The 25,365-nt window shown below is 71.3% G+C and carries 25 protein-coding genes and 1 riboswitch; of the genes, 19 read left to right on the top strand and 6 right to left on the bottom strand.

All coding sequences use genetic code 11. The features are described from left to right. Positions 1-391, top strand: a 391-nt coding sequence (locus IPZ69_RS21520; protein WP_235455847.1) for an ROK family protein, incomplete at its 5' end; no start/stop codon positions are given. 342 nt (positions 392-733) lie between these two features. On the opposite strand, the gene IPZ69_RS21515 is transcribed toward IPZ69_RS21520, so the two are convergent. Continuing rightward, on the bottom strand, positions 734-1,489 hold the full coding sequence (locus IPZ69_RS21515; RefSeq protein ID WP_235455845.1) for an SDR family oxidoreductase: 756 nt from the start codon (positions 1,487-1,489) through the stop codon (positions 734-736). A gap of 103 nt (positions 1,490-1,592) precedes the next feature. After that, positions 1,593-2,480 carry an RNA polymerase sigma-70 factor gene (locus IPZ69_RS21510; RefSeq protein WP_235455843.1) on the bottom strand — a complete coding sequence of 296 codons (888 nt, stop codon included), beginning with the start codon at positions 2,478-2,480 and terminating at the stop codon, positions 1,593-1,595. A gap of 273 nt (positions 2,481-2,753) precedes the next feature. Continuing rightward, positions 2,754-2,884, top strand: a riboswitch (FMN riboswitch). A gap of 148 nt (positions 2,885-3,032) precedes the next feature. Here IPZ69_RS21510 and IPZ69_RS21505 point away from each other — a divergent pair. From IPZ69_RS21505 to IPZ69_RS21465, 9 genes are all read left to right on the top strand, one after another. Then, entirely contained in the window at positions 3,033-3,638 is a 606-nt protein-coding gene (locus IPZ69_RS21505; protein ID WP_235455841.1) for a riboflavin synthase, read from the top strand. Continuing rightward, on the top strand, positions 3,635-4,276 hold the full coding sequence (gene pnuC / locus IPZ69_RS21500) for a nicotinamide riboside transporter PnuC (RefSeq protein WP_235455840.1): 642 nt from the start codon (positions 3,635-3,637) through the stop codon (positions 4,274-4,276). Before IPZ69_RS21505 ends, pnuC begins: the two co-directional genes overlap by 4 nt. Continuing rightward, complete coding sequence (locus tag IPZ69_RS21495; RefSeq protein WP_235455838.1) at positions 4,273-5,583, top strand: bifunctional 3,4-dihydroxy-2-butanone-4-phosphate synthase/GTP cyclohydrolase II; 1,311 nt, start codon at positions 4,273-4,275, stop codon at positions 5,581-5,583. The genes pnuC and IPZ69_RS21495 overlap by 4 nt, the downstream gene beginning before the upstream one ends. Before the next feature lie 20 nt (positions 5,584-5,603). Then, the gene (gene ribH, locus IPZ69_RS21490) at positions 5,604-6,089 is read left to right on the top strand and encodes a 6,7-dimethyl-8-ribityllumazine synthase (protein ID WP_235455836.1); all 486 of its coding nucleotides are present in this window, start codon (positions 5,604-5,606) and stop codon (positions 6,087-6,089) included. Positions 6,090-6,122: 33 nt separating this feature from the next. Continuing rightward, positions 6,123-6,395, top strand: coding sequence for a phosphoribosyl-ATP diphosphatase (locus IPZ69_RS21485; RefSeq protein ID WP_023552153.1), 273 nt, complete (start codon positions 6,123-6,125; stop codon positions 6,393-6,395). 47 nt (positions 6,396-6,442) lie between these two features. Further along, the gene (hisG, locus tag IPZ69_RS21480) at positions 6,443-7,300 is read left to right on the top strand and encodes an ATP phosphoribosyltransferase (protein WP_235455834.1); all 858 of its coding nucleotides are present in this window, start codon (positions 6,443-6,445) and stop codon (positions 7,298-7,300) included. A gap of 21 nt (positions 7,301-7,321) precedes the next feature. Beyond that, a complete protein-coding gene (locus IPZ69_RS21475) occupies positions 7,322-7,789 on the top strand; it encodes a PH domain-containing protein (RefSeq protein WP_235455833.1) in 468 nt (155 codons plus the stop codon). Between the two features lie 204 nt (positions 7,790-7,993). Beyond that, on the top strand, positions 7,994-9,328 hold the full coding sequence (locus IPZ69_RS21470; protein WP_235455832.1) for a hemolysin family protein: 1,335 nt from the start codon (positions 7,994-7,996) through the stop codon (positions 9,326-9,328). Continuing rightward, positions 9,325-10,410, top strand: a complete 1,086-nt coding sequence (locus IPZ69_RS21465) for a hemolysin family protein (protein ID WP_235455831.1) — start codon at positions 9,325-9,327, stop codon at positions 10,408-10,410. The genes IPZ69_RS21470 and IPZ69_RS21465 overlap by 4 nt, the downstream gene beginning before the upstream one ends. 28 nt (positions 10,411-10,438) lie before the next feature. Here the strand turns inward: IPZ69_RS21465 and IPZ69_RS21460 are convergent, their stop codons facing one another. Both IPZ69_RS21460 and IPZ69_RS21455 read right to left on the bottom strand, forming a co-directional pair. Next, on the bottom strand, positions 10,439-12,304 hold the full coding sequence (locus IPZ69_RS21460; protein ID WP_235455830.1) for an AAA family ATPase: 1,866 nt from the start codon (positions 12,302-12,304) through the stop codon (positions 10,439-10,441). 430 nt (positions 12,305-12,734) lie between these two features. Further along, entirely contained in the window at positions 12,735-13,511 is a 777-nt protein-coding gene (locus IPZ69_RS21455) for a uridine kinase family protein (RefSeq protein WP_374293593.1), read from the bottom strand. Between the two features lie 117 nt (positions 13,512-13,628). Between IPZ69_RS21455 and IPZ69_RS21450 the strand changes: the two genes are divergently transcribed. The 5 genes from IPZ69_RS21450 (at position 13,629) to IPZ69_RS21430 (ending at position 18,695) form a co-directional block, all read left to right on the top strand. After that, on the top strand, positions 13,629-14,585 hold the full coding sequence (locus tag IPZ69_RS21450; RefSeq protein WP_235455829.1) for a hypothetical protein: 957 nt from the start codon (positions 13,629-13,631) through the stop codon (positions 14,583-14,585). A gap of 36 nt (positions 14,586-14,621) precedes the next feature. Next, complete coding sequence (locus tag IPZ69_RS21445; protein ID WP_235455828.1) at positions 14,622-16,163, top strand: amino acid permease; 1,542 nt, start codon at positions 14,622-14,624, stop codon at positions 16,161-16,163. Positions 16,164-16,361: 198 nt separating this feature from the next. Continuing rightward, entirely contained in the window at positions 16,362-17,729 is a 1,368-nt protein-coding gene (locus tag IPZ69_RS21440) for a peptidase C39 family protein (RefSeq protein ID WP_235455827.1), read from the top strand. 101 nt (positions 17,730-17,830) lie between these two features. After that, on the top strand, positions 17,831-17,971 hold the full coding sequence (locus tag IPZ69_RS21435; RefSeq protein ID WP_235455826.1) for an SCO1431 family membrane protein: 141 nt from the start codon (positions 17,831-17,833) through the stop codon (positions 17,969-17,971). A gap of 64 nt (positions 17,972-18,035) precedes the next feature. Next, complete coding sequence (locus IPZ69_RS21430; protein WP_235455824.1) at positions 18,036-18,695, top strand: TetR/AcrR family transcriptional regulator; 660 nt, start codon at positions 18,036-18,038, stop codon at positions 18,693-18,695. Positions 18,696-18,769: 74 nt separating this feature from the next. On the opposite strand, the gene IPZ69_RS21425 is transcribed toward IPZ69_RS21430, so the two are convergent. Next, positions 18,770-20,032, bottom strand: coding sequence for a glycoside hydrolase family 18 protein (locus IPZ69_RS21425; RefSeq protein ID WP_235455822.1), 1,263 nt, complete (start codon positions 20,030-20,032; stop codon positions 18,770-18,772). Positions 20,033-20,365: 333 nt separating this feature from the next. Here IPZ69_RS21425 and IPZ69_RS21420 point away from each other — a divergent pair, with 333 nt between their 5' ends. The 3 genes from IPZ69_RS21420 to IPZ69_RS21405 all read left to right on the top strand — a co-directional run bounded on the left by IPZ69_RS21420 (position 20,366) and on the right by IPZ69_RS21405 (position 24,170). Continuing rightward, positions 20,366-21,574 carry an acyl-CoA dehydrogenase family protein gene (locus IPZ69_RS21420; protein ID WP_235455821.1) on the top strand — a complete coding sequence of 403 codons (1,209 nt, stop codon included), beginning with the start codon at positions 20,366-20,368 and terminating at the stop codon, positions 21,572-21,574. Between the two features lie 389 nt (positions 21,575-21,963). Continuing rightward, entirely contained in the window at positions 21,964-23,064 is a 1,101-nt protein-coding gene (locus tag IPZ69_RS21410) for a hypothetical protein (protein ID WP_235455819.1), read from the top strand. An 11-nt stretch (positions 23,065-23,075) separates the two neighbouring features. After that, a complete protein-coding gene (locus IPZ69_RS21405; RefSeq protein ID WP_235455818.1) occupies positions 23,076-24,170 on the top strand; it encodes a phosphotransferase family protein in 1,095 nt (364 codons plus the stop codon). Between the two features lie 40 nt (positions 24,171-24,210). Here the strand turns inward: IPZ69_RS21405 and IPZ69_RS21400 are convergent, their stop codons facing one another. Then, positions 24,211-24,648 (bottom strand): hypothetical protein, encoded by a 438-nt coding sequence (locus IPZ69_RS21400; RefSeq protein WP_235455817.1) that lies wholly within the window; start codon positions 24,646-24,648, stop codon positions 24,211-24,213. Between the two features lie 268 nt (positions 24,649-24,916). Between IPZ69_RS21400 and IPZ69_RS21395 the strand changes: the two genes are divergently transcribed. Then, entirely contained in the window at positions 24,917-25,357 is a 441-nt protein-coding gene (locus IPZ69_RS21395) for an Lrp/AsnC family transcriptional regulator (protein ID WP_235455816.1), read from the top strand. The last annotated feature ends 8 nt before the right edge of the window (positions 25,358-25,365 follow it).

Raw genomic sequence — 25,365 nt, 5'->3', positions numbered from 1 at the left:
GCCGACCGTGGACCCGTCGGCTGTGGACGTGTCGACCATGGACCCGTCGGCCGTGGACGCGCCGGCCGCTGCGGCGGTCATCCGGGAGGCCGTCGCCGTGGGCTCGGGCGCCGCCGCCCGCTTCCTGGACGCCCTGGCCGATCGCATCGCCGTCGGTGTGGCGTCCGTCGTCGCCGTCCTGGACCCGGGGTGTGTGGTCCTGGGCGGCGAGGCCGGGCAGGCGGGCGGCGCGGTGCTCGCCGCCCGGGTCGAGGAGCGCATCCGCCGGATGTCCCCCCTGCTCACCGAGGTCCGCGCGAGCACCCTGGGCGGCACGGCCGTCCTGCGCGGCGCCCTCCTGACCGCCCGCGAACGGGCCCAGGACGACCTGTTCACACCGCCCGCGCGCTAGGGGGTGTCGTTTGGATCATCCCGGCGTCGCGGGGTCTGGCACGCACTCCCCCAAGCTCTTCGAGCAGGGGGGACCCCCAGCCGTGTTGTCGTCACTCGCCGACTCCCCCGAGTTCTCGGCTGCGCTCGAACAGGGGGGACCCCCATCGCGTCGACTCCCTCCTCCGCCTTGCAGCTGCACGCTCCCCCAAGCTCTCGGCTTCGCTCGAGCAGGGGGCACCCCCATGACCCCGCTCGGGGGCGGCCGATCCGCACCGTTCGTCACGGCCGGCCTGATCCAAACGACACCCCCTAGCCCCCGGAACGGGGGAGCGGCCCGAACTCCGGCCCGACACCGGCCCCGTCATCGATCGGCCCCGCCCCCGAACCGGCGCTCCAGGTACTCCGCGAAGGTCCCCTTGCCCACCGCGTGCTCCGGTGCGAGGTGTCCGCCCTCGCGGAAGGCGCGGTACGTCCCGCCGAAGAGCGGTGTGTTCAGGACCGCGCGGCGGCGGCCGGTCGCCTTCAGGTACGTGTGGGCCAGCGACTCGAACGTCCGTACCTCCGGTCCGCCCATGTCCGCGACCCGCCCGGCCGGCGCGCCCGACGCCAACTCGGCCAGCCGGTCGGCGACTTCGGCCACCTCTACGGGCTGGTCCGACACACCGGCGGGCAGCAGCAGGACCGGCGACTTGGCCAGCGCCCCGAACAACTGCACCAGCAGATCGTGGAACTGCGTCGCCCGCAGCACGGTCCACCCGAGGCCCGACTCCTGCACCAGCTTCTCCACGGCGAGCTTGGACCGGTAGTAGCCGAACGGCACCCGGTCGACGCCCACGATCGAGATGTACACGAGGTGCTCCACCCCGGCCCGGCGCGCCGCCGCGATCAGGTTCTCCGCCGCCCGTTCGTCACCGCCCTTCGGCGAGCTCGCGCAGTGCACGACCGTCCGCACGCCCGCGACGGCCTCGTCGAGCCCGGCTCCGCCCTCCCGCAGATCGACGGCGTACGGCCGGCTGTGCCGGCTGAGCACCCGCACCTCGTGGCCGTCCGCGCGCAGCCGCTCTGTGACGAGCCGCCCGAGCGTTCCGGTCCCGCCGGTCACCAGGATCGTGGTCATGCTCTTCAGTCCCTTCGGACGCCGGGGCGCCCCGGGACGGAGCGCCCTACGTCAGCTGGGACCGAACAGCGCCGGCGGATGTGACAACCGCGCGGCACATTTCTCAGGGGCGGCCCAGCTGACGTCGTACGAAGCGCAGCTTGTCCGGGTTCGTCACGGCCCGCGCCTCGGCGATCAGCCCGTCCCGCAGCTCGAAGGAGACCACCGCGACCAGGACGTCCCCGGCCCACGCGACCAGCGCGCTCGCGCCGTTGACCTCGGCCGTCGCCAGGGCGAAGCCCCCCTCGGCGCGCCGGGCCAGGCCGGCCAGGAAGCGGACGATCTTGTCCCGGCCCTCGATCGGCCGGCGGGCCGCCGAGACCTTGCCGCCGCCGTCGCTCCACCAGGTCGCGTCGGCCGCGAGCACCTTCTCCAGGCCGGCGAGATCACCGTCCCGGGCCGCCGTCAGGAACGAGGTGACGAGCTCCCGCCGACGCTCGGGAGCGGGTTCGAAGCGGCTCTGCGGCTCGGCCACCCGCAGCGCGGCCCTGCGGTACAGCTGGCGGCAGTTGGCCTCGCCCAGGTCCAGCACGTCCGCGATCTCGCGGTGCCCGTACCCGAACGCCTCCCGCAGCACGTACACCGCGCGCTCGGTCGGGGTCAGCCGCTCCAGCAGGACCAGCAGCGCCATCGACACCGCGTCCCGCTGCTCCGCCGACTCCAGGGGCCCGAGCGTGCCGTCCGAGGTGAGCACCGGTTCCGGCAGCCAGGCCCCGACGTACCGCTCGCGGCGGGCGCGGGCCGAGGTCAGCCGGGTGAGGCAGAGGTTGGTGACCGTCCTGGCGAGCCAGGCGGCCGGGTGCTCGATGCCCGCCCGGTCGGCGCCCGCGAAGCGCAGGAACGCGTCCTGGACCGTGTCCTCGGCCTCCTCCGCGGAGCCCAGCATCCGGTAGGCCAGGCCGAACATCCGCGGGCGGTGGCTCTCGAACTCGTCGGCGATCGGCGTCGTCATGGCGCCCACCCTGCCAGAGACCTGCCGGAAGGCCGCCTGCCGGACGGCCGGGAGACCCGGCGGCGGGCAAGGGCCGTCGTCACCGCCACCGGGCCCGCCCGAACCCTAAATGGACTAGACCATTCAGGTCAATGGTCGCGGAGGGCCCCACTGATGGTGCCGATGGCGCGTCAGCAGCCCGGAGAAGTCCAGTGAAGTGCCCTGTGAGGCACCACACATGGTTCACCTGTATGGACCGCGATCGGGCGTGGCAGACTGGCTCTGTACCAGAAGCAGCGCACTCCGGGGTCGGTGAAAGTCCGAACCGGCGGTTACAGTCCGCGACCCGGTCGCTTCCAGCGGCCGGTTGACCAGGTGAAATTCCTGGACCGACGGTTAAAGTCCGGATGGGAGGCAGTGCGCGGCGGGCGGGCATGCGTGCGCGCCGCCGTCTCTGGACTCGTCCGAACGGACGAGTCCGTCCGGCGTCGTTCCCGGTGTTCTCGCCCGTACCTGCTGTCGTCATCGACAGGCCCCGGAGTCCGTGCCCCATGAGGCAGGAGGACCCGGGAAGTGTTCACCGGAATCGTCGAAGAGCTGGGTGAGGTCACCGCCGTCGAGAATCTCGGCGACGCCTCCCGCTTCCGACTGCGAGGCCCCGTCGTGACCGAGGGCGCGCAGCACGGCGACTCCATCGCCGTGAACGGGGTCTGTCTCACCGTCGTCGAGCACGAGGGTGACGAGTTCACCGCCGACGTGATGGCCGAGACCCTCGACCGCTCCAGCCTGGGCGTCCTCACCGTGGGCTCCCGCGTCAACCTGGAGCGCCCCACCGCCGTGGGCGCGCGTCTGGGCGGGCACATCGTGCAGGGCCACGTGGACGGCACCGGCGCGGTCCTGGCCCGCACGCCCTCCGAGAACTGGGAGATCGTGAAGGTCTCGCTGCCCGCGGACCTCGCCCGCTACGTCGTCGAGAAGGGCTCGATCACCGTCGACGGCATCAGCCTCACCGTCGTCGAGGCCGGCCCGGACTACTTCACCGTGAGCCTCATCCCGACCACCCTCGCCCTGACCACGCTCGGCCTCAAGCAGCCCGGCGACCCGGTCAACCTGGAGGTCGACATCATCGCCAAGTACGTCGAGCGGCTGCTCGCGTCCGGTCAGGGGGCCGGCCGGTGAACTGGCTCAACTCCGAGGCCTTCGTCCTGTTCGGCCAGCACATCAAGTGGTCGGACATGATCGGCAACATCCTCGGCCTGATCGCCCTCGCCCTCGGCTGGCGGCGCTCCCTGTGGAGCTGGCCGGTGCAGTTCCTGTCCGGCCTCGTCCTCTTCGCCGCCTTCGTGAACCACCTGACCGGCAGCGCGGGCAAGCAGGTCGTCGTGATGGCGGTCGCCGGCTACGGCTGGTGGCGGTGGAGCCGCGGCAAGGACCAGGGGGAGGACGGACACATCAGCGTCCGGTTCGCCACCTGGCGCGAGCGCGCGGCGATGCTCGCCGGCGCCGCCGTCGGCACGGTCGCGGTTGCCCTGCTCTTCAAGGCATACCCGAACCTGTCCTGGGATCCTTGGCCGGACGCCTACATCTTCGTCGGCACGATCGTCGCCATGTACGCACAGGCGCGCGGCATGGTCGAGTTCTGGTTCGCCTGGCTGCTCGTCGACCTGGTCGGCGTGCCGCTCAACTTCGCCAACGGCTACGCCTTCTCGGGCTTCGTCTACGTCATCTACGGCGCACTCGTCCTGTGGGGCATGCGCGACTGGTGGCTGCGCTCCCGCAGGGACGCGCGGCCCGTCCTGGAAGGAGCGCCGGCATGACCGCGGCCCCCCTGCTGTACAGCACGGACACCATCGAGGACCTCACGCTCGACCCCGTCGAGCAGGCCATCGCCGACATCGCCGCCGGGCGGCCGGTCGTGGTCGTCGACGACGAGGACAGGGAGAACGAGGGCGACCTCGTCATCGCCGCCGAGAAGGCGACCCCCGAGATCGTCGCCTTCATGATGAGCGAGTGCCGCGGCCTGATCTGCGCCCCCATGGAGGGACCGGAGCTGGAACGGCTGCGGCTGCCGCAGATGGTCGAGGACAACACCGAGTCCATGAAGACAGCGTTCACCATCTCCGTGGACGCGTCCGCCGCCCACGGCGTGACCACCGGCATCTCCGCCGCCGACCGCGCGACCACGCTCCAACTGCTGGCGAGCGGCGCGGCCGAGCACACCGACTTCGTCCGCCCCGGCCACATCTTCCCGCTGCGCGCCCGGTCCGGCGGCGTCCTGGTCCGCGACGGCCACACCGAGGCCGCCGTCGACCTCGCCCGCCTTGCGGGCCTGCGCCCGGCCGGCGCGATCGTCGAGATCGCCGGCGAGGACGGCCGCATGCTGCGCCTGCCCGAACTGGTCCCGTTCGCCCGCAAGCACGGCCTGACGATCATCTCCATCGAGGACCTGATCGCCTACCGCCGTTCGTCCGAGCCCACCGTCCGCCGCGAGGCCGAGGTCAACCTCCCCACCCGGCACGGCGACTTCACGGCGTACGGCTACCGCGCCAGCGCCGACGGCGTCGAGCACGTCGCCCTGGTGCACGGCGAGATCGGCGACGGCGAGGACGTCCTCGTCCGCGTCCACTCCGAATGCCTCACCGGCGACGTCTTCGGCTCCGCGCGCTGCGACTGCGGCCCCCAGTTGGACGCCTCGCTGGAGCGCATCCAGGCCGAGGGCCGGGGCGTGGTGGTCTACCTGCGCGGGCACGAGGGCCGCGGCATCGGACTGCTGTCCAAGCTGCGCGCCTACGAGCTGCAGGAACAGGGCCATGACACCCTCGACGCCAACCTCGAACTCGGCCTGCCCGCCGACGCCCGCGACTACGGCGCCGGCGCGCGGATCCTGCAGGACCTCGGGGTCCGCAGCGTGCGCCTGATGACCAACAACCCCGACAAGACCGACGCCCTGCTGCGCCACGGGCTCAAGGTCACCGGCCGGGAACCGATGCCCGTACAGGCGGGCGAGCACAACCTCCGCTACCTGCGCACCAAGCGGGACCGGATGGGCCACGACCTGCCCTGGCTGGACACCTCGGGCGTGGCGGCCTCCGCCGCGTCCGCGGCCACCTGCGGCAACCAGTAACACAGCACACAAGGAGAGACGTGAGCGGCAAGGGTGCACCGGAACTGTCCGTACGCAACGCGAGCGACCTCAGGGTCGCCGTCATCGCGGCACAGTGGCACGACAAGGTGATGGACGGTCTGGTCGACGGCGCCCTGCGCGCCCTGCACGAGCTGGGGATCGACGAGCCCACGCTGATCCGCGTCCCGGGCAGCTTCGAGCTGCCGGTCGCCGCCAAGGTCCTCGCGGGCCGCGGCTACGACGCGGTCGTCGCCCTCGGCGTCGTCATCCGCGGCGGCACCCCCCACTTCGACTACGTGTGCCAGGGCGTCACCCAGGGCCTCACCCAGGTCTCCATCGAGACCGGCGTCCCGGTCGGCTTCGGCGTGCTCACCTGTGACACCGAGGAGCAGGCCCTGGACCGGGCCGGTCTTGAGGGCTCGAACGAGGACAAGGGGCACGAGGCGGTGACGGCGGCGGTGGCGACCGCGTGCACGCTCCGCTCAGTATCTGAACCCTGGCACTGAGGCACCGCCCCCAGCGCGTAGGGTGAGGACATCATGTCCAAGAAGACGTTCGAGGAGCTCTTCACCGAGCTCCAGCAGAAGGCCGCCCACGGCGATCCCGCCACCTCCCGCACCGCAGAGCTGGTCGGGAAGGGCGTCCATGCCATCGGCAAGAAGGTCGTCGAAGAGGCCGCCGAGGTCTGGATGGCCGCCGAGTACGAGGGCAAGGAGGCGGCCGCCGAGGAGATCTCGCAGCTGCTGTACCACGTCCAGGTGATGATGGTCGCCCGCGGGATCTCCCTGGACGACGTCTACGCCCACCTGTAAGCCCTCGCCGTTCCCAACCCCCTTCTCACGCAAAGGAAGCCGATCTCATGCTGCGCATCGCCGTCCCCAACAAGGGTTCCCTGTCAGGCCCTGCGGCGGAGATGCTGCATGAGGCCGGCTACCGGCAGCGCCGGGAGTCCAAGGAACTGCGGATCGTCGACCCGGCCAACGAGGTGGAGTTCTTCTACCTCCGCCCCCGCGACATCGCGATCTACGTCTCCTCCGGCCGCCTCGACATCGGCATCACCGGACGCGACCTGCTCATCGACTCCGGGGCGAGCGCCGAGGAGATCCTCCCGCTCGGCTTCGCCCGCTCCACCTTCCGCTACGCCACCAAGCCCGGCGCCGCGGGCGGCGTCGAGGACCTGAACGGCAGGACGGTCGCCACCTCCTACGAGGGCATCGTCGCCAAGCACCTCGCCGACAACGGCATCGACGCCTCCGTCGTCCACCTCGACGGCGCCGTCGAGACCGCCATCGAGCTCGGTGTCGCCGAGGTCATCGCGGACGTCGTCGAGACCGGTACCTCGCTGCGCAACGCGGGCCTGGAGGTCTTCGGCGAGCCGATCATGAAGTCCGAGGCCGTCGTCATCCGGCGCACCGGCGCGGGCGTCGAGGAGTCCGCCGAGCCCAAGGTCCAGCAGTTCCTGCGCCGCCTGCAGGGCGTCCTGGTGGCCCGGACCTACGTGATGATGGACTACGACTGCCGCGCCGAGCACCTGGAGGCGGCCGTCGCCATCACCCCGGGCCTCGAAGGCCCGACCATCTCGCCGCTGCACAACGAGGGCTGGGTCGCCGTCCGCGCCATGGTCCCCGCCAAGGACGCCCAGCGGATCATGGACGACCTGTACGCCATCGGCGCGCGGGCCATCCTGACGACCGCCATCCACGCCTGCCGCCTCTGACGGCGAGGAAGCCGCACACCCATGTCCGAGGAACCGACGCCCCTTCCCGACCTCCCCGTCACCTTCCGGCCGGGACGCACCCGTGCGATCCTTCTCACAGCCGGGGTGGCGATCTTCGTGGTCATATCCGGCGTAGCGATGCTGCTGGACCAACTGGGTCCGGGGGAGCGGCTCAGCTTCATCATCACCGGCGCCCTCATCTTCTGGGTGCTGGCCCTGCTCGCCCGGGTGAAGGTCGTCGCCGACGAATCCGGCGTCACCGTCGTCAACATCGCCGGCAAACGGCGTCTTGACTGGGCGGAGATCCTCCAGGTGAACCTCCGTCCGGGCGATCCGTGGGTGTTCCTCGACCTCAGCGACGGCACCAGCCTGCCCGCGCTCGGCATCCAGCCGGGCGTCGCCAAGCGGCGTGCCATACAGGACGCGCGCACGCTGCGGGCGCTCACCGAGGCCCGCGCGGCGGCACGTCCGAAGCAAGATCAGGGCTGACTCGGGGACATCCGCCCTGCCGCACCGGGCCGTGTCTTGATTAATCTGTTGGCGGAGGCGTTTTCGTTGCGCCTCCGCCCCTGCCGCTCCGCCCGGTGCACAGGGGCTCCTGCTACCCGAGGAGTGACCCCCTCCGGCGATGGACGGATCGTCCTGTAGTACCTGCGCCGCCCCCTACCGACATTGCGCGGAGGCGGCGGCATCATGACCACCCCCCTGCTGCTCCTCGGAGCCGCGTTCCTGCTGATCCTCGCCAACGGCTTCTTCGTCGCCGCCGAGTTCGGCCTGGTGACGGTCGAGCGCCCCGAGGCCGAGAAGGCCGCCGCCGAGGGCGACCGACGGGCCCGTACGGTCGTCGAGGCGCTGAAGGAGCTGTCCTTCCAGCTCTCCGGCACCCAGCTCGGCATCACCATCACCTCCCTCGTCGTCGGCATGCTCGCCGAGCCCGCGCTCGCCGCGCTGCTGCACGGCCCGTTCGCCGCGATCGGCATCCCCGAGGGCGCCGTCTCCGGTGTCGCCGTGGTCGTCGGCATGCTGCTGGCCTCCGCGATCCAGATGGTGATCGGCGAACTCGTGCCCAAGAACTGGGCGGTGTCCAAGCCCTTGCAGGTCGCGCGCTTCGTCGCCGGCCCGCAGTACCACTTCTCCCGGCTGCTGCGCCCGGTGATCTCGGCGCTCAACACGGTCGCCAACCGGCTCGTGCGCATGCTCGGGGTCGAGCCCGCCGAGGAGCTGGCCTCCGCCCGCACCCCCGGCGAACTCGTCTCCCTGGCGCGGCACTCCGCCCGGGCGGGCGCCCTGGAACAGGACACCGCGGACCTGTTCGTGCGCACGCTGTCGCTCGGCGAGCTGACCGCGCAGCACGTCATGACCCCGCGTGTGAAGGTCAGCGCGCTCCAGGATTCGGCCACCGCCGAGGACGTGGTCAACCTCACCCGCGCCACCGGCCTGTCCCGGTTCCCGGTCTACCGCGAGAAGATCGACGAGATCGTCGGCATGGTCCATCTCAAGGACGCCCTGGCGATCCCCCCGCGCGACCGGCTGCGTACCCCGGTCGGCCGTATCGCCCGCAAGGCGCTGCTGGTCCCCGAGACGCTGCCGGTGCAGCCGCTCCTCGCGCGGCTGCGCAGTGAGCAGCCCATCGCGGTCGTCGTCGACGAGTACGGCGGCACGGCGGGTGTGGTCACCCTGGAGGACATCGTCGAGGAACTCGTCGGCGAGGTCCGCGACGAGCACGACGGGCTGGACATGCCCGAACTCGCCGCCGCCCCGCCGGAGGACGGCCGCCCCGCCTGGGACGTGGACGGCAGCTGCCGTGTCGACATCCTGCAGCGCATAGGCCTCGACGTGCCCGAGGGCCCGTACGAGACCGTCGCCGGCCTGGTCGCCGACCTGCTCGGCCGCATCCCGGCCCCCGGTGACCGGGCCGAACTGCCCGGCTGGCGGCTCTCCGTCCGCCAGGTCGGCCACTACCGCGCGGAGCGGGTCCGCCTGGTCCGCACCGCCCCCGTGGCCCCGGCGATGGAGGCCGTCCGATGAGCGTCCTCCAACTGATCTTCGCCGGACTGCTCGTGCTCGCCAACGGCTTCTTCGTCGGCGCCGAGTTCGCGCTCGTGTCGGTCCGCCGCAGCCAGATCGAACCGCTCGGCACCGCCCGGGCCCGCCAGGTCCTGTACGGCCTGGAGCGGCTGCCGCAGATGATGGCCGCCGCCCAGTTCGGCATCACCGTCTGCTCGCTGACCCTGGGCGCGGTCGCCGAACCGACGGTGGCGCACCTGCTGGAGCCCGTGTTCGAGTGGATCCACCTGCCGCACGGCATGATTCACCCGCTCGGGTACGTCATCGCCCTCGCCGCCGTGGTCTTCTTCCACCTCGTCATCGGCGAGATGGTCCCGAAGAACCTCGCGATGGCGGCGCCGGAGAAGGCCGCGCTGTGGCTCAGCCCCGGCCTGGTCGCGTTCGCGCGTGTGTGCCGGCCCATCACGGTGGCGCTCGGCGCCGTCGCCCAGGGCATCCTGCGGCTCTTCCGCGTCGAGCCCAAGGACGAGGTCGAGGCCGTCGTCACCAGCGAGCAGCTCAACCGCCTGCTGGAGGACTCCGGCCAGGCGGGCCTCCTCGACCCCGAGGAACGGGAGCGCCTGGAGGACGCGCTGGAGCTGGGCTCGCGCCCGGTGACGGACGTGCTGCTGCCGCGCGAGTCACTGGTGACGGTGCCGCCGTCGGTCACGCCGGGCCGGATCGTCGGGCTCACCGCCCGCACCGGCTACTCCCGCTTCCCGGTCGCCGCGGAGAACGGCGCCTTCATGGGCTACCTGCACGTGAAGGACGTACTGGACCTGGAGGAGTCCGAGCGGGCCGTGCCGCAGCACATCTGGCGGCCCATGACGACCCTGCGGGCCGAGCTGCCGCTGGACGACGCGCTCACCGTGATGCGCCGCGCCGCGACACACCTGGCCCAGGTCGCCGACGCGTCCGGGAAGGTGCTCGGCCTGGTCGCGCTGGAGGACGTACTGGAGCTGCTGGTCGGCGAGGTACGGGACCCGGCGCACCGGCACATCCCGGGGACGAAGGTCACCGAGCCCCGGGTCAGCGGAGAGCCGGAAGGCGTGCTGGCGGGCTGAACCGCCCGCGGGGCGCGGGGTCCGTCGGTCACATGGCCGACGGATCCTGCGGCCCCCGCCCCGACAGCACCTCTCCGTAGGCCTGCATCAGGTCCGGCAGCCGCAGCGTGGCCAGATCGTCCCGGGACAGCGCCCCGGGGTAGGCCGACAGCCGCAGATCCCGGTACGCGCAGCTCTTCTCGTACAGCGTCCGCAGGAACCGCCCGTTGCCCAGCTCGTCGATCCATCCCTGGTCGACGACGTGCCCGGCGATGGACCGCAGCTCGTCCAAGGCCTCCTCGTCCCACACGTCACCGTTCTCCGCGGCGAGCACCTCGCCGATGGAAGTGAGTTCGAGGGGGCGGTACGAGGGGAAGTCGACGCGGGTCGTGAAGCGGGACGACAGCCCGGGGTTGGCGGCCAGCAGCCGGTCCATGCCCTCGGGGTAGCCGGCCAGGATCACCACCAGGTGGTCCCGGTTGTCCTCGGCCCGCTTGAGCAGCACCTGAAGGGCCTCGTCGCCGTAGGCGTCGCCCTTGCCGTACCCCGAGTTGGACAGCGAGTACGCCTCGTCCACGAACAGCACCCCGCCGATCGCCGAGTCGATCAGTTCGTTGGCCTTCACGGCGGTCTGGCCCAGGTACTCGCCGACCAGGTCGGCCCGCTGGGCCTCCACGAGGTGGTCGCCGCCGAGCAGGCCGAGGGCGTAGAAGACGCGGCCGAGGATGCGGGCGACGGTGGTCTTGCCGGTGCCGGAGGGGCCGGAGAAGACGAAGTGGCGCTTCGGCGGCTGCACGGGCAGCCCCTGCCCGGCCCGCAGCCGGGCCATGTTCAACTGCGCGGAGAGCGCCTTGACCTGGCGTTTGACGGGCTCCAGACCGACCATGCGCTCCAGTTCCGCGAGCGCCTCCTCAAGTAGGACCGGGTCGGTGGGGCCGGAGGGCAGCGGCTGCCCCGGCAGGCCGGTCTTCTCCCGCACCGCCGGGTCGGCCACGGACGCGAGCGGACCGGCGGGCGGCAGATCCGCCTCGGGGAACCGCAGGTCACGGCCCTCGGTGCCGAACAGCGGGTCGAATCCGTCGGGCCCGTCCACGACGTCCTGGCCGGCGCCGGTGAGCGTGATCGCCACGAAGTCGGCCGCGTCGTCGTACCCGTCGCCCTCGGCGATGGCGGCGAGCCGGGCCGAGGTGTCCATGAAGGCGGGGTCGACGCGGTGCACGGCCCGGTAGAGCGGGAGGGCGGCCGCCGACCGGCCCGTGCCCTCGTGCGCCCGGGCCAGCCAGTACCGCAGCTCCTTGCGCTGCGGCTGCTCGCTGCGGCAGCGCATCAGGGCCGCCGCCAGCAGGGGCTCGGCCTGCCCGTACATCTCCAGCCGGACCCGGGCCATGCCGCCGAACAGGCCCGCCTCGATGCCGAGCAGGGCGTCGTCGAGCAGCGGGTCGGTGTGCCGGACGAGCTGCTCCCAGTCCTTGACCAGGTAGGCCCGGCAGGCGTGCAGAAAGCGGACCTGCGGGTCGGTGTCCACGGGCGGCAGACCGGCGAGCGCCCGGTCCAGCTCCGGGACGTGCCGGCCGTCCAGCCAGTGCGAGGCGTGCGCGAGCAGCAGGTCGCGCGGGCTCTCCAGCACCGGCTGCACCCACCAGCCCAGCCAGTACCAGGAGTTCAGCGGGCGCCGGTGCCGGGCGCGCTGCTCCCCGAAGCGGTCCCGGTGCCGGAACATCCTGAGCAGCGCGGTCGTCGTGTCGACGCGCAGCGCGTGCAGCCCGAGCCAGGCGTCGGCCATCCCGGGATCCATCCGTACCGCGGCCCGGAACTCCTCCTCCGCCTGTGGATAGGCGCCCATCGTGTAGGCGTCCACGCCTCGCACCCAGGCGAGGTCGGCCGGGGCATCGGGGCCCTGCGTGCCGAAGTCCATCACGTCCCCCACAAACCGTGCCCCCGTTGGTTCACCACCGGGCAGTCGCCCGACAGCTGCCTTGGTCGAACCGCTGTGCCGCGGACCGGAGTTGAAGGTGCGCGAAGCAGCCGTCCGAAGGTCGCACCGAGGGCATCGTACCTGCGGGCCGGGCGCCCGCCGAAGGGTGGCGCACATGCCGTTTGACGTGGTGGGGGCAGACGGGGCGCAGACGGTCCGGTGACCGAGGGTGAGCGAATCGGCGCACGCGGCGTCCGGAAAACGGACCCTGGGCAGAACGAAGCCCCCGATCACGGGGGAACAACCGGGGGCTTCGCGTTCATGGGCGGCTCCGAATGGCCGCACATTCAGAACGTAAGTCCTGTACGGCCCCCCGGTCAAGCCGAGTTGGAGCACTCGAACAAGTTCCCTCACAAGGGTCTTCACAAGTTCAGCACACCGCGGACGGTCCGTCACGGTGGGTGACCGGATGGTCCGGTCCAGCAGTATCGGCGGGCCCCGGCAGCACCTCGTACCCCTGCGGTGACTGCCGTACCAGAAGGTCGGCGTAGGGCCGCGAGGGGTCCGCGGCGAAGTGCCGGCGTTCCGCCTCGACCCATCCGGCCCAGAAGTCCCGCTGTTCCACCCCGTCCCGCAGCCGCCCGCGCGTCCAGGACTCCTCGTGCCCCAGCTCCATCCACAGCAGCCGCGCCAGGTAGGGGCGCAGTGCGCGGCGGCCGGCGCCGACGCCCTCAACGAGGATCACCGGCGCGGGCTCCAGCGGCCGGGGCGGGCCGAAGCGCCGGGCGCTCCAGTCGTAGGGCGGGTACGCGGCGGGCTCGCCGCGGCCGAGCGGCTCGATCACCTGGCCGAGCAGCCGGCCGGTCCACTCGAAGAGTTCGTCGTGGCTGGCGATGTCGTCGAGGCGCAGCACCGGCGCCCCGCCCAGGGCGGAGGCGAGCCGCGCGGCGAAGGTGGACTTGCCGGACCCGGCGTGCCCGTCGACACCGATCAGCCGGACCGGGCCCAGGGAGGGCGGGAGCCCGCTCAGCAGGGAGGCGAGGTCGCGAATGGTGATTCCTGAGGTGTGGTGCGGTGTGGGCCGGGTGGGGGCTATTTTCCGGAAACATTCTAGTAGCGGCCCATAGCGGACGGAGCGGCGGGCTCCGCTCGCCGATAGAAACGTATCACCTTGAACTACTCGCGAGTCGTTCGCCAATCGTCTCATTAATGTTCCGAAACGGCTGACCGATATGTCGAATTCGGCGTTCCAGGTGTGGCCCGTGCTGAGTAAGGTGCCTCGTGCGCAACTGCGATACGTCGTAACGGGGACGGACAGGGGAAGATGGCCGCGGAGTTATTCGAGGGGCACTATGTGTGGCATCCGGCGGCCGACGACCGTGTCCTCGCGAGCGTATGCGTCGACGTGCGCGCCGGGCGTTATCTGAGCGCCCGCGAAGCCCTGGCCGAGACGCGCGACGACTTCGGCCTGCGCGCCCATCGCTCCCTGGTCCTGGCCTCCGAGGCGGCCGGTACCGACCTCGTCGAACGCTGGCTGGCCGAGGAGCCGACCCCCGAGGCCGCGCTGATGTGGGCGCGGGTGGCCGTCGCCCGCGCCGTACGGGCCGCCGACGCCCGCGACGAGCGGGCCGAGGCCCTGGAACGCATAGCGCTGGCCGCCTGCGACCGGGCCGCCACCATGGCCCCGGCCGATCCCACGCCCTGGGCCGCCAAGCTGGCCATGGCCCGGCTGCACCGGCTGCGCGACCCCGCCCCCAACGGACTGCTCACCTCCCCGCCCGGCCCCTGGCGGCTGTTCGCGCACATCCTGAACCTCGACCCCTGGCACCGCGAGGCCCACCACCGCTTCCTGTCGTTCTTCTTCACGCGCCACGGCGGCTCGGTCAACGCCGCCTGGGACGTGGCCGCCTTCCTCAGCCAGCGGGCGCCGGGCGACTCCCCGCTCCGGCTGCTCCCGCTGGTCGCCCTCGTGGAGAGCTACAACCCGACGCAGCTGCTCGCCGACCGCGTCTGGGAGCAGCCCCAGTGGCGTTCCACCGCCCTGGCGATCTACCACAACTGGCTGCCCGTGGCGGCCGGTTCCCGCTTCACCCCGGTGCTCGACCTGGCTTACCTCGCGCACGCGCTGGTCATGGCCCAGCGCGAGTTCGAGGCCCGGGCGGTCTTCACGGCGATGGGGCCGTACGCCTCGCGCATGCCCTGGAGCGTCTTCGGCGACCCCGCGGAGCAGCTCTCCCGGGCCCGGCGTGCCTGCGGTCTGCCCGTGCCCGGGACCGCCTGACCCTGCTCGTCCCCTACTGTAGAGAAAGGTCGATCTGTGTCAGAACGGACATCGACTCCACGGGCCCGGACCCGCGGGGGAGAAGACCCGATCGTGCTCGACGACGATGCGACCCTGCACGCGATGGGGTATCCGCGGAAACTCACCCGCCGATTCCAGGCGTTCGACAATTTCGCGATCTCCTTCACCATCATCAATATCCTCTCGGGTATTTTCTCGTCCTTCGGTTTCGGTATGAACGCGGGCGGTCCCCGCATTCTCGTGTTCGGCTGGATCGGCGTTTCCGTCATGGTGCTGTTCATCGGCGCAGCCATGGCGGAGGTCGCGTCGGCCTATCCGACGAGCGGGGCGCTGTATTTCTCCGCAGGTAAACTCGCCAAACGCCACAAGGGCGCCTGGTCCTGGTACACGGGCTGGCTGAACTTCGTCGGCCAGATCGGCGGCACCGCCGCGACCGGATACGCGGCCGCCACCTTCATCCAGGCCTTCGTCGCCCTGCAGTGGACCTCGTACGAGCCGACCGTCCACCAGACGGTCCTGATCACGGCCTTGATCATCGTGCTGCAGGGGCTCGCCAACACCTACACCGTCCAGCTCGTCGCCCTGCTGAACCGGATATCCGTGTGGTGGCTGCTGATCGGACTCGTGGTGATCGTGACCGCACTCATCGTCATGCCCGACCACCATCAGTCGGCGTCCTTCGCGACGCATTTCGTGAACAACACCGGCTTCACGAACGGGCTTTACGGCGGCATGCTCGGCCTGCTGGTGACGAGCTGGACCTTCACCGGCTTCGACGGCAGCTTCCACATGTCCGAGGAAACGGTGCGGGCGACGCTCAACGCGCCCAAGGGGATCACCCGGGCGATCGGCTATTCGGCGATCACCGGCCTGATCCTGATGCTGGCACTGGTCTACAGCATTAGCGACTACGACAAGGTCGCGGGCTCCTCCGCACCGCCCGTCCAGATTCTCATCGACGGGCTCGGCATGGGCTGGGCCAAGGCGCTGCTGCTGATCGTCATCGGCGCCATGCTCTTCTGTGGCCTGGCCAACCTCACCAGCAACACCCGCCAGATCTTCGCCTTCTCCCGGGACGGCGCCATGCCCGGCTCTCGTCTGTGGCACTCGGTCTCGCCGCGCACCCGCACGCCCGTCAAGGCCGTGTGGCTGGCCGTGGCCTGCTCGCTGGCCCTCGTGGTGCCGGGCTGGTGGTCGCACACCGCGTTCACCGCCATCGTCAGCGTCAACGTCGTCGGGCTCTTCCTGGCCTACGCCGTGCCGATCTTCCTGCGGCTGCGGCTGGGCGACGAGTTCCAGCCCGGGCCCTGGCAGCTGGGCCGCTGGAGCAAGCCGATCGGCTGGCTGGCGGTGACCTGGATCCTGCTCAGCAGCATCCTGTTCATGCTGCCGCAGGCCTCGCCGATCACCGTCGACTCCTTCAACTACGCGCCGATCGCCCTGGCCGCCGTCCTGGCCGTGGCCACGGTGTGGTGGTTCGCCACCGCCCGCCGGCGCTTCCAGGGGCCGGTCAGCTACGGCCGCCCGGACGAGGTCGCCGCGATGGACCTCATCTGACCCACTCGCCGCGGGCCCCCGTCCTGCCCTCCAGGGGTACGGCGGGGGCCCGCGGCGCGCCTCCCGGGCGGTACCAGAGGACAAGACCAATATTCGTGGCGTGGCATGGGTCGAAGTGCTGGCAGGGGCATGCCGCTTGCGTCCATAGTTGGCGCACACCTGCATTGGACCACTCGGACACCTGGGGGTCTTCCACCCATGAGCAGAGCCGAACAGCCGTCCCGCAGAACCGTCCTGGCCGCGGCCGTCGCCGCCGCGGTGGCCTCGGGCACGGCCCCGGCCGCCGCCGCGACCGCGGCCCCGCCCGATCGCGGCGCCCGCGACTTGGGCACCGCGCGCCTGGTCGACAACCGCACCTGGACCACGTACGCGGACTGGCGCTGCGGTGGCGCCCAGGGCGTGCGGGCCGTCTCGGGCGCCCGCCCCGGCGTGGTGATCGCCGCCCCGGCCGGCACCACCGACTACACCGACCCGCACACCGGCACCACCGCCCCCTGGGAGTACGCCACCTGGACCTCCCCGGTCCACCGGCTCACCGTCCCCGCCACCGAGGTGATCGCCTCCTGGAACGCGCACACCCCGGCCGGCACCTGGATCCAGGTCGAGCTGAACGGCACGTACTCCGACGGCACGGAGACTCCCTGGTACGTGATGGGCCGCTGGGCGGCCGGCGACCAGGACATCAAGCGGACTTCGGTGGACGACCAGAGCGACGGCAGGAGCACCATCTGGACGGACACCTTCGCCATCGACGACGCGGCCACGGGGCTGCGCCTGGTGTCGTACCGGCTGCGGCTCACCCTCTACCGCAGGCCCGGCACCAGGATCACCCCCACGGTCTGGCGGCTCGGCGCCATGGGCTCCGACATCCCCGACCGCTTCACCGTCGCGGCCTCCACCCCCGGCCTCGCCCAGGAGCTGAGCGTCCCGCGCTACTCGCAGGAGATCCACAAGGGCCAGTACCCGCAGTACGACAACGGCGGCGAGGCCTGGTGCAGCCCCACCTCCTCACAGATGATCATCGAGTACTGGGGCGGCCGGCTCACCCCGGAGCAGCTCGCCTGGGTCGATCCGTCCTTCGCCGACCCGCAGGTGTGCCACGCCGCCCGGTACACCTACGACTACCAGTACGCGGGCTGCGGGAACTGGCCGTTCAACGCCGCCTACGCGGCCACCTTCCACGGCATGCAGGGCGTGATAACACGACTGGGCTCGCTCACCGACCTGGAGACGCTGATCGCGGCCGGGATCCCGGCCATAACGTCCCAGTCCTTCCTCAAGACCGAGCTGACCGGCGCCGGTTACGGCACCTCCGGCCATCTGATGACGGTGGTCGGCTTCACCGCGGACGGCGACGTGATCGCCAACGACCCGGCCTCGCCGAGCGACGAGGCGGTGCGGCGCGTCTATCTGCGGCGGGAGTGGGAGAACATCTGGCTGCGGACCAAGCGCTACAACGCCAGCGGCAAGGTGGTCTCCGGCACGGGCGGCGTCTGCTACCTCTACTTCCCGGCGCATCCGAGCCCGCGCCAGCGCAAGGCGCTCGCGGCAGTGGGCGTGCGCTGACCCTGTGACCAACGTCTCTGCCGCAAAGGGCGTCGCGGGTGGCAAGGTGGAGGGATCGATGGGGCATTTCGCCCCGTAACGTCCGACCTCAGTGAGACAGCATGACGGCACACTCGGCCACCGCCACCCGCGCCCGCACCGGCGGCCCCAAGGACGACGGTCCGAAGATCTTCGAGCACGCCATGGGATGGGTCCTGGTCATGGTGATCGCCATGCTCGTCACCCGGCTCGGACTGCTGTGACCTGACGCATTACCGACCTGACATACTGCGGGTGTCCGGCCGCCCGTTGAGACCAGGGTCGAAATTGAATATTAGTCAACAGCCCGCCGTCGCCCGCCCCCGGGCGCGCGGTACCGAGCGCTCCGTGGCGCGTCGCGCCGAACTCATCGCCATCGGGCGGAAGTTGTTCGCCGACACGTCCTACGACGCGCTCTCCATGGACGACATCGCCCGGCAGGCGCAGGTCGCCAAGGGGCTGATCTACTACTACTTCCAGTCCAAGCGCGGCTACTACCTGGCGATCATCCAGGACTCCGTCACCGACCTGGTCACCTTCGCCGCGAGCGGCCTCGAACTGCCCGCCGTGGACCGTGTCCACCGCACCGTCGACAGCTACCTGCGCTTCGCCGAGCACCACCAGGCCGCCTATCGCACCATCGTCAGCGGCGGCGTCGGCTTCGACGCCGAGGTGCACGCCATCCGGGACGGCGTACGCGAGGCGATCGTCGCGACCATCGCCGAGGGTGCCTACGGCCGCAGCGACATCGCGCCGCTGGCCCGCATGGGCCTGCTCTCCTGGGTGTGCAGCGTCGAGGGCGCCACCCTGGACTGGATCGACCACTCCGAACTGTCCCGCGAGACCATGCGCGAACTCCTGGTGAAGGCGCTCGGTGGAGTGCTGCGCGCCATCGAGGAGCTGGACCCGGCCTACCCGGCCCCGCAGCCGGCCCGCCGCGACGCCTGACACACAGGGGGCGGAGGCCGCCGCCCCCGCCCCCCGAGTCACCGGCGCCCGTGTCCGGGCCTGCCGGGACGTCCCTACCTGATCGCCTTGATCAGCTCACCGTTCGCGGTGTCCCCGCTCAGCTCCCAGAAGAACGTGCCGCCCAGACCCTGCTGGTTCTTGTACGTCGTCTTCGTCGCGATCGTCGCGGGGGTGTCGTAACTCCACCAGTTGTTCCCGCACTTGGCGTAGGCCGTGCCGCCCACCGTGCCGGTCGCCGGGCACTTGGCCTTGAGCACCTTGTAGTCGTCGATGCCCTGCTCGTACGTTCCCGCGGCCGGGCCCGTCGCCGTGCCGCCGGGAGCCGCCTGGGTGACGCCGGTCCAGCCGCGTCCGTAGAAGCCGATGCCGAGCAGCAGCTTCGAGGCCGGTATGCCGAGGCCCTTCAGCTTCGCGACGGTCGCGGAGGTGTGGAAGCCGGCTTTCGGGATGCCGGAGTAGGAGTTCAGCGGCGAGTGAGGGGCGGTCGGGCCCGCCGCGTCCCAGGCGCCGAAGTAGTCGTACGTCATCGGGTTGTACCAGTTGACGTACTGCGCGGCCCCCGCGTAGTCCGCCGCGTCGATCTTGCCGCCGCTGGTGGCGTCGGCCGTGATCGCCGCGGTGACCAGCGCGCCGCCGCCGAACTTCGCCCGCAGTGCCGCGATCAGGTTCCTGAAGGCCGCGCGGCCGCTGGTGTCGCAGGTGTTGCCGCAGGCGTTGGGGTACTCCCAGTCGATGTCGATGCCGTCGAAGACACCCGCCCACTTGGAGTTCTTCACCAGGTCGTAGCAGGACTGGGCGAAGGCGGCCGGGTTCCGCGCGGCCTCGCCGAAGCCGCTGGACCAGGTCCAGCCGCCGAACGACCACAGGATCTTCAGGCCCGGGTGCTTCTTCTTCAGCTTCAGGAGCTGGTTGAAGTTGCCGCGCAGCGGCTGGTCCCAGGTGTCGGCGACCCCGTCGACGGACTCGGCGGCGGTGTAGGCCCGGTCGGTCGCCGCGTAGGAGTCGCCCATCGCGCACTTGCCGCCGGTCACGTTGCCGAAGGCGTAATTGATGTGGGTGAGCCTGGCCGCCGAACCGGAGGTCTCGACGTTCTTCACGAAGTACTTGCGGTCGTAGGTGCCCCATTCCGTGAAATAGCCGACGACCTTCGAGCCGGCGGCCGCCTTGGCGGCGGGCGCGGCCGCGGGTGCGGCGGCGGGTGTCGCGGTGGCGGTGGCCGTGCCCGCTCCGGCCAGCAGCCCGGCGCCGAGGACGGCGCAACAGGCTGCAGAGACGAGCGCCCGGAACCGGGCGCGCGGGCGGTGGGCAGTGTGCATCGGGTGTCTCCTCGTGGGGGAGAGGGGAGCGTGCGCCGATTGGCATGAACGCGGTCAAGCGTTGGTCCGAAAGAGTAGGAGGACTAGACCACTTGGTCAATGGTTCGGACCAATCTCGGGAGGGTGGAAATAGGGGTGGAATTCTGGGAGTGAGCGGTCGTTAACTGGTGACGGGAGGTCGCTGATCGGGCATACTCACAGCGCAAGCCGCTGGTCAGCCGCTCCCGAGACCCGGGAGCGCGTGCATCGGCCGGACTTACGAAGACCAGGCGGCGCCGCCCCACCCACGGCGCACGTCCGCCGATGTGCCCCAACAGGGAGGAGACCGTCGCCATGTCCGACCGCGCCCCGCACTCCGTGGAGCGTCATCTGCCCACGGACGAGGCCAGGGACCTGATCGCGCTCGTCCGTGAGATCGCGCAGCGCGAGATCGCCCCGCGGGCGGCCGAGGAGGAGGACGCCGGACGCTTCCCGCGCGAGGTCTTCACCCTGCTCTCGGAATCAGGACTGCTCGGTCTGCCGTACGACTCCGAGTACGGCGGCGGCGACCAGCCGTACGAGGTCTACCTCCAGGTCCTCGAAGAGCTCGCCATGGCCCGCCTCACCGTCGGCCTCGGCGTCAGCGTCCACACCCTCGCCTCCTACGCGCTCGCCGCCTACGGCACCAAGCAGCAGCAGGTCGAGCACCTGCCGGCGATGCTCGGCGGCGGTCTGCTCGGCGCGTACTGCCTGTCCGAGCCGTCCTCCGGTTCGGACGCCGCCTCCCTGCGCACCAAGGCGGTGCGGGACGATGGGGGCCCCTCCCGCGCGAGCGGAGCCGAGCGTGGGGGAGACTGGGTCATCACCGGTACCAAGGCCTGGATCACGCACGGCGGCATCGCCGACTTCTACACCGTCATGGCCCGCACGGGCGAGGACGGGCCGCGCGGGATCACCGCGTTCCTGGTGCCCGGTGACGCCGAGGGGCTCAGCGGCGCGGCGCCGGAGAAGAAGATGGGCATGAAGGGCTCGCCCACGGCCCAGGTTCACCTGGACGGCGTACGCGTCGGTGACGAGCGGCGCATGGGCGAGGAGGGCCAGGGCTTCGCCATCGCCCTGTCCGCGCTCGACTCCGGGCGGCTCGGCATCGCGGCCTGTGCGATAGGCCTGGCCCAGGCGGCGCTGGACGAGGCGATCTCCTATGCCGGCGGGCGGCGCCAGTTCGGGCGCTCGATCTCCGACTTCCAGGGCGTCAGGTTCATGCTCGCCGACATGGCCACCCAGATCGAGGCGGGCCGGGCGCTGTACCTGGCGGCGGCACGGCTGCGGGACGCGGGCCGGCCGTTCGCCAAGCAGGCGGCCATGGCCAAGCTGCACTGCACCGACACGGCGATGAAGGTGACGACCGACGCCGTGCAGATACTCGGCGGGTACGGCTACACCGCGGACTTCCCCGTCGAGCGCTACATGCGCGAGGCCAAGGTCCTGCAGATCGTCGAGGGCACCAACCAGATCCAGCGGATGGTCATCGCCCGCCACCTCGCGGGCCCCGAGACCCGCTGACCCGCGCCGGGGCGCACGCTCAGCGGTCCGCAGGCTCGCTGAAGTGGCCCGGGAGCACCGTCGGGGCCGCCAGCCTGACCCACTCCGGGTCGTGGCGGCCCGGCAGGGTGCGGCCCCCGTCCTCCCAGGTGCGCAGGAGATCGCGGTAGATCGGCGGGTCCTGCGGCTGCGGTGGCGGCGGAACCGATTCTGCCGACCGGGGGACGAAGACGCGGTACCGACGCCCGGTTGCCGTTTGTCTAGGGGCCATGCCAGGGCAACGCCCGCCATGGTGGACAGGTCACCGGTCCCGGGAATCGGCCGTGCGTTCGCGGACGTACCGTCCCGGGTCTGGCCTCCGCAGGTCGTCTGACGTACCGTCAGCCGAACTGCCGTCAGGGAGGTGTGCCGTGGCCGACGACCGCCCCGTACCGCTCGACGAGTACCCCGTGCACCAGGTCCCGCTGTCCATGAAGCATGTGGCCACCGGGGACCGCAACGCCTACGACCGCTGCATCTTCCACTTCCTCGACCACGAGGGACGTGCCCTGCTCATCCTCGGGCTCGGCGTCTACCCCAACCTCGGGGTGATCGACGCCTACGCGACCCTGCGCACCGGCGACACCCTGCACGCCGTACGCGCCTCGGACGCGCTCGGCGACGACCGGACGCGGCTCGTCGTCGGGCCGCTGCGGATCGAGGTCGTGGAGCCGCTGCGGCGACTGCGCCTCGTGTGCGACGACGACCTGCTGTCGTACGACCTCACCTGGACCGCGGACTTCCCGGCCCTGTGGGAGCCCCATCACCTCCAGCGCCGGGGCGACCGGCTGACCCTGGAGGGGCGCCGCTTCGTGCAGGCGGGCCGGGCGCGGGGGCTGATCCGCGCCGGGGACGAGGAGTTCCGGGTCACGGCCGAGGGCTGGACCGGCACCCGCGACCGCAGCTGGGGCGTGCGGCCCGTCCCGGGGGAGGAGGGCGGACGCCTCGCCGAGGAGCACCGGCCCGAGGGCTTCCACTGGATCTGGTGCCCGGTCCGCTTCGCCGACCGCTTCCTGATGGTCATCACCCAGGAGGACGCCGACGGCTACCGCACCCTGAGCGACGCGACCCTGGTCGTCCCGGGCCGGCGTGACCGCCAACTCGGCTGGCCCCAGACGGAGATCACCTATCGTCCGGGCACCCGCCACCCCGAACGCGCCGTCGTCCACCTGGGCGACCCGCGCAAGCCCTTGGAGCTGGAGGCCGAGATCCTGACCTCGTCCCCGCTCGCGGTCGGCGCCGGCTACCCGCCCGCCGACGATTGGCAGCACGGGACCTGGCACGGCAAGGAGTGGACCGACCGCCGTACCTACGACCTGACGTCCCCTCACCCCCTGGCCGCCTACGGGGTCACCGACCACGCGGCCCGCTTCCGGCTCGACGGGCAGATCGGCCACGGCATCTTCGAGCACGGCTCGTTCGGCCGGCACGACCCGAGCGGATTCACCGGCTTCGACTCGGTCGCACCCTGAGGGAGGCGGAGATGGCCACGGCACCCCGACCCCGTACCACCACCCGCGACCCCGAGGACCTCACCCGCCGCCTCACCGCCTGGCTCGGCACCCGGCTGCCCGGCGCCAAGGCCGTCGGGGTCACCGCCCCGGCCTCCAACGGCATGTCCAGCGAGACCCTCCTCTTCCACATCGAGCACCCCGAACCCCTGGTGCGCGCCTGTGCGTTGAGGCTCGCGGCGGACCCGGCGGCGTACACCGTCTTCCCGGTCTACGACATGGCCCGGCAGTACCGCACCCTGCGTCTGGTGGCGGACCGTACGGACGTCCCGGTGCCGAAGGTGCTCTGGCTGGAGGAGGACCCCGAACCGCTCGGCGCGCCGTTCTTCGTCATGCAGCGGGTGGACGGGCGCGTGCCGCCGGATGTCATGCCCTATACGTACGAGGGCAGTTGGCTGCACGCGGCCACCGACGCGGAGCGCGAGCGACTGGAGGCGGGCACGGTCGGGATCCTGGCGCGGCTGCACGACCAAGTGCCGCCCGAGGAGGCCGAGTTCCTGTCCCTGCCCGGAGACGGAGACGCACTGCGCCGCCACGTCGAGTCCCAACGCGCCTACTACACCTGGGTGATCGACGGCCTGGCTCGCTCACCGCTCATCGAGGCCGCGTTCGACCGGCTGGAGGAACTGTGGCCGCGTGAGCCGGGTGCACCGGTCCTCAACTGGGGCGACGCGCGCATCGGGAACATCGTCTACGACGGGTTCGACCCCGTGGCCGTCCTCGACTGGGAGATGGCGGCCCCGGCCCCGCGTGAGGTGGACCTCGGCTGGACCGTCTACCTGCACCGCTTCTTCCACGACCTGACGGTCGCCTTCGGCCAGCGCGGACTGCCCGGCCTCCTGCGCCGCGACCGCGTCGAGGCCCGCTACGCGCGCCTGACCGGCCACACCCCGCGGGACATGGACTTCTACACCCTGTACGCCGCACTGCGGCACGCGATCGTCATGCTGCGCGTCGCCTACCGCCAGGCGCACTTCGGTGAGGTGGCCGTCCCCGCGGACCCGGACATGCTGATCCTGCACCACGGCAGCCTGCGGGCCATGGTGCAGGGCAGCTACTGGGATTGAGCGAGGCCGGACAGGACCCGGCGAGTCGAGCCCGCGGGGCTCAGGCCGCTTCGCGGCGCATCGTCGGTACGCGCATCGGGCGCGAGCCCGCGCCGCCGACGTGCGAGAAGGGCTGCGTCCGCCAGTTCAGACCCTGGGGGAGCGTCAGCAGAAGGGCGGTGTCCTGCTCCTGCGGCCGGAAGGACTCGTCCGCCGGACGGGCGTCGGCGGCGGCACGGCCCGTGCCCGCGCACGCGGTGAGTCCGAACGGGTTCCACGGCGAGACGCACAGCGCGTGCTCCGGCAGGACCTCCTCGTCCGCCAGCAGGGCGATGGGCTGCGCGCAGTCCGGGCAGATCACCCGGTACATCTCGAAAGTGTCGTAGGCGTCGAGCTCCTCGGCCTCGTAGGCGTCGGGTTCGACGCCCTCCGGCTCGGGCTCGACGACCGGCTGCATCCGCTTGGGCACGGTACGACCAGGGCGCTTAAGACTCTGCATGGGATTCTCCCCCTCGGGCTGGGCCGTGAAGGCACTGCGGCCTCGACCACAGCAAGCACTTCCCGTCCCGTCTGGGCGGTAATCGCGAGTGCATCACGGAGGCCGTGGATGCGCTGTGGCGTTCGTCACATGCCGTGCGCAGGTGCCCGCTGCGGCGGGTTTTTCCCACCGACGGCTCACAGCGGGCTCCCCGCGACGTCACGAACCGGCTATGACCTGCGTCGCTCGGGTATCCGAGGAGATCAGGCGCACTGTAGGTTCTTGCGCCATGGAGGAGCTGGACCGTCAAATCGTGCAGCTGCTCGTCAAGGACGGGCGGATGAGCTACACAGACCTGGGCAAGGCCACGGGCCTGTCCACGTCGGCCGTGCACCAGCGGGTGCGACGGCTCGAACAACGTGGCGTCATCCGCGGCTACGCCGCGGTCGTCGACCCCGAGGCGGTGGGGCTGCCGATGACCGCGTTCATCTCGGTCAAACCCTTCGACCCCAGCGCGCCCGACGACATCGCGGACCGCCTGGCCCCAGTCCCCGAGATCGAGGCCTGTCACAGCGTCGCGGGCGACGAGAACTACATCCTCAAGGTCCGCGTGGCCACCCCCCACGAGCTGGAGGAACTCCTGGCCCGCGTGCGCACCCTGGCCGGAGTGTCCACCCGCACGACGGTGGTGCTGTCCACGCCGTACGAGGCACGGCCGCCGAAGGTCTGAGACACGGC

The organism is Streptomyces olivochromogenes (assembly GCF_021538895.1).
Classification (GTDB): Bacteria; Actinomycetota; Actinomycetes; order Streptomycetales; family Streptomycetaceae; genus Streptomyces; species Streptomyces olivochromogenes_A.
Note: the sequence above shows the minus strand (reverse complement) of the source record. Positions and strands in the feature narration are given on the sequence as shown.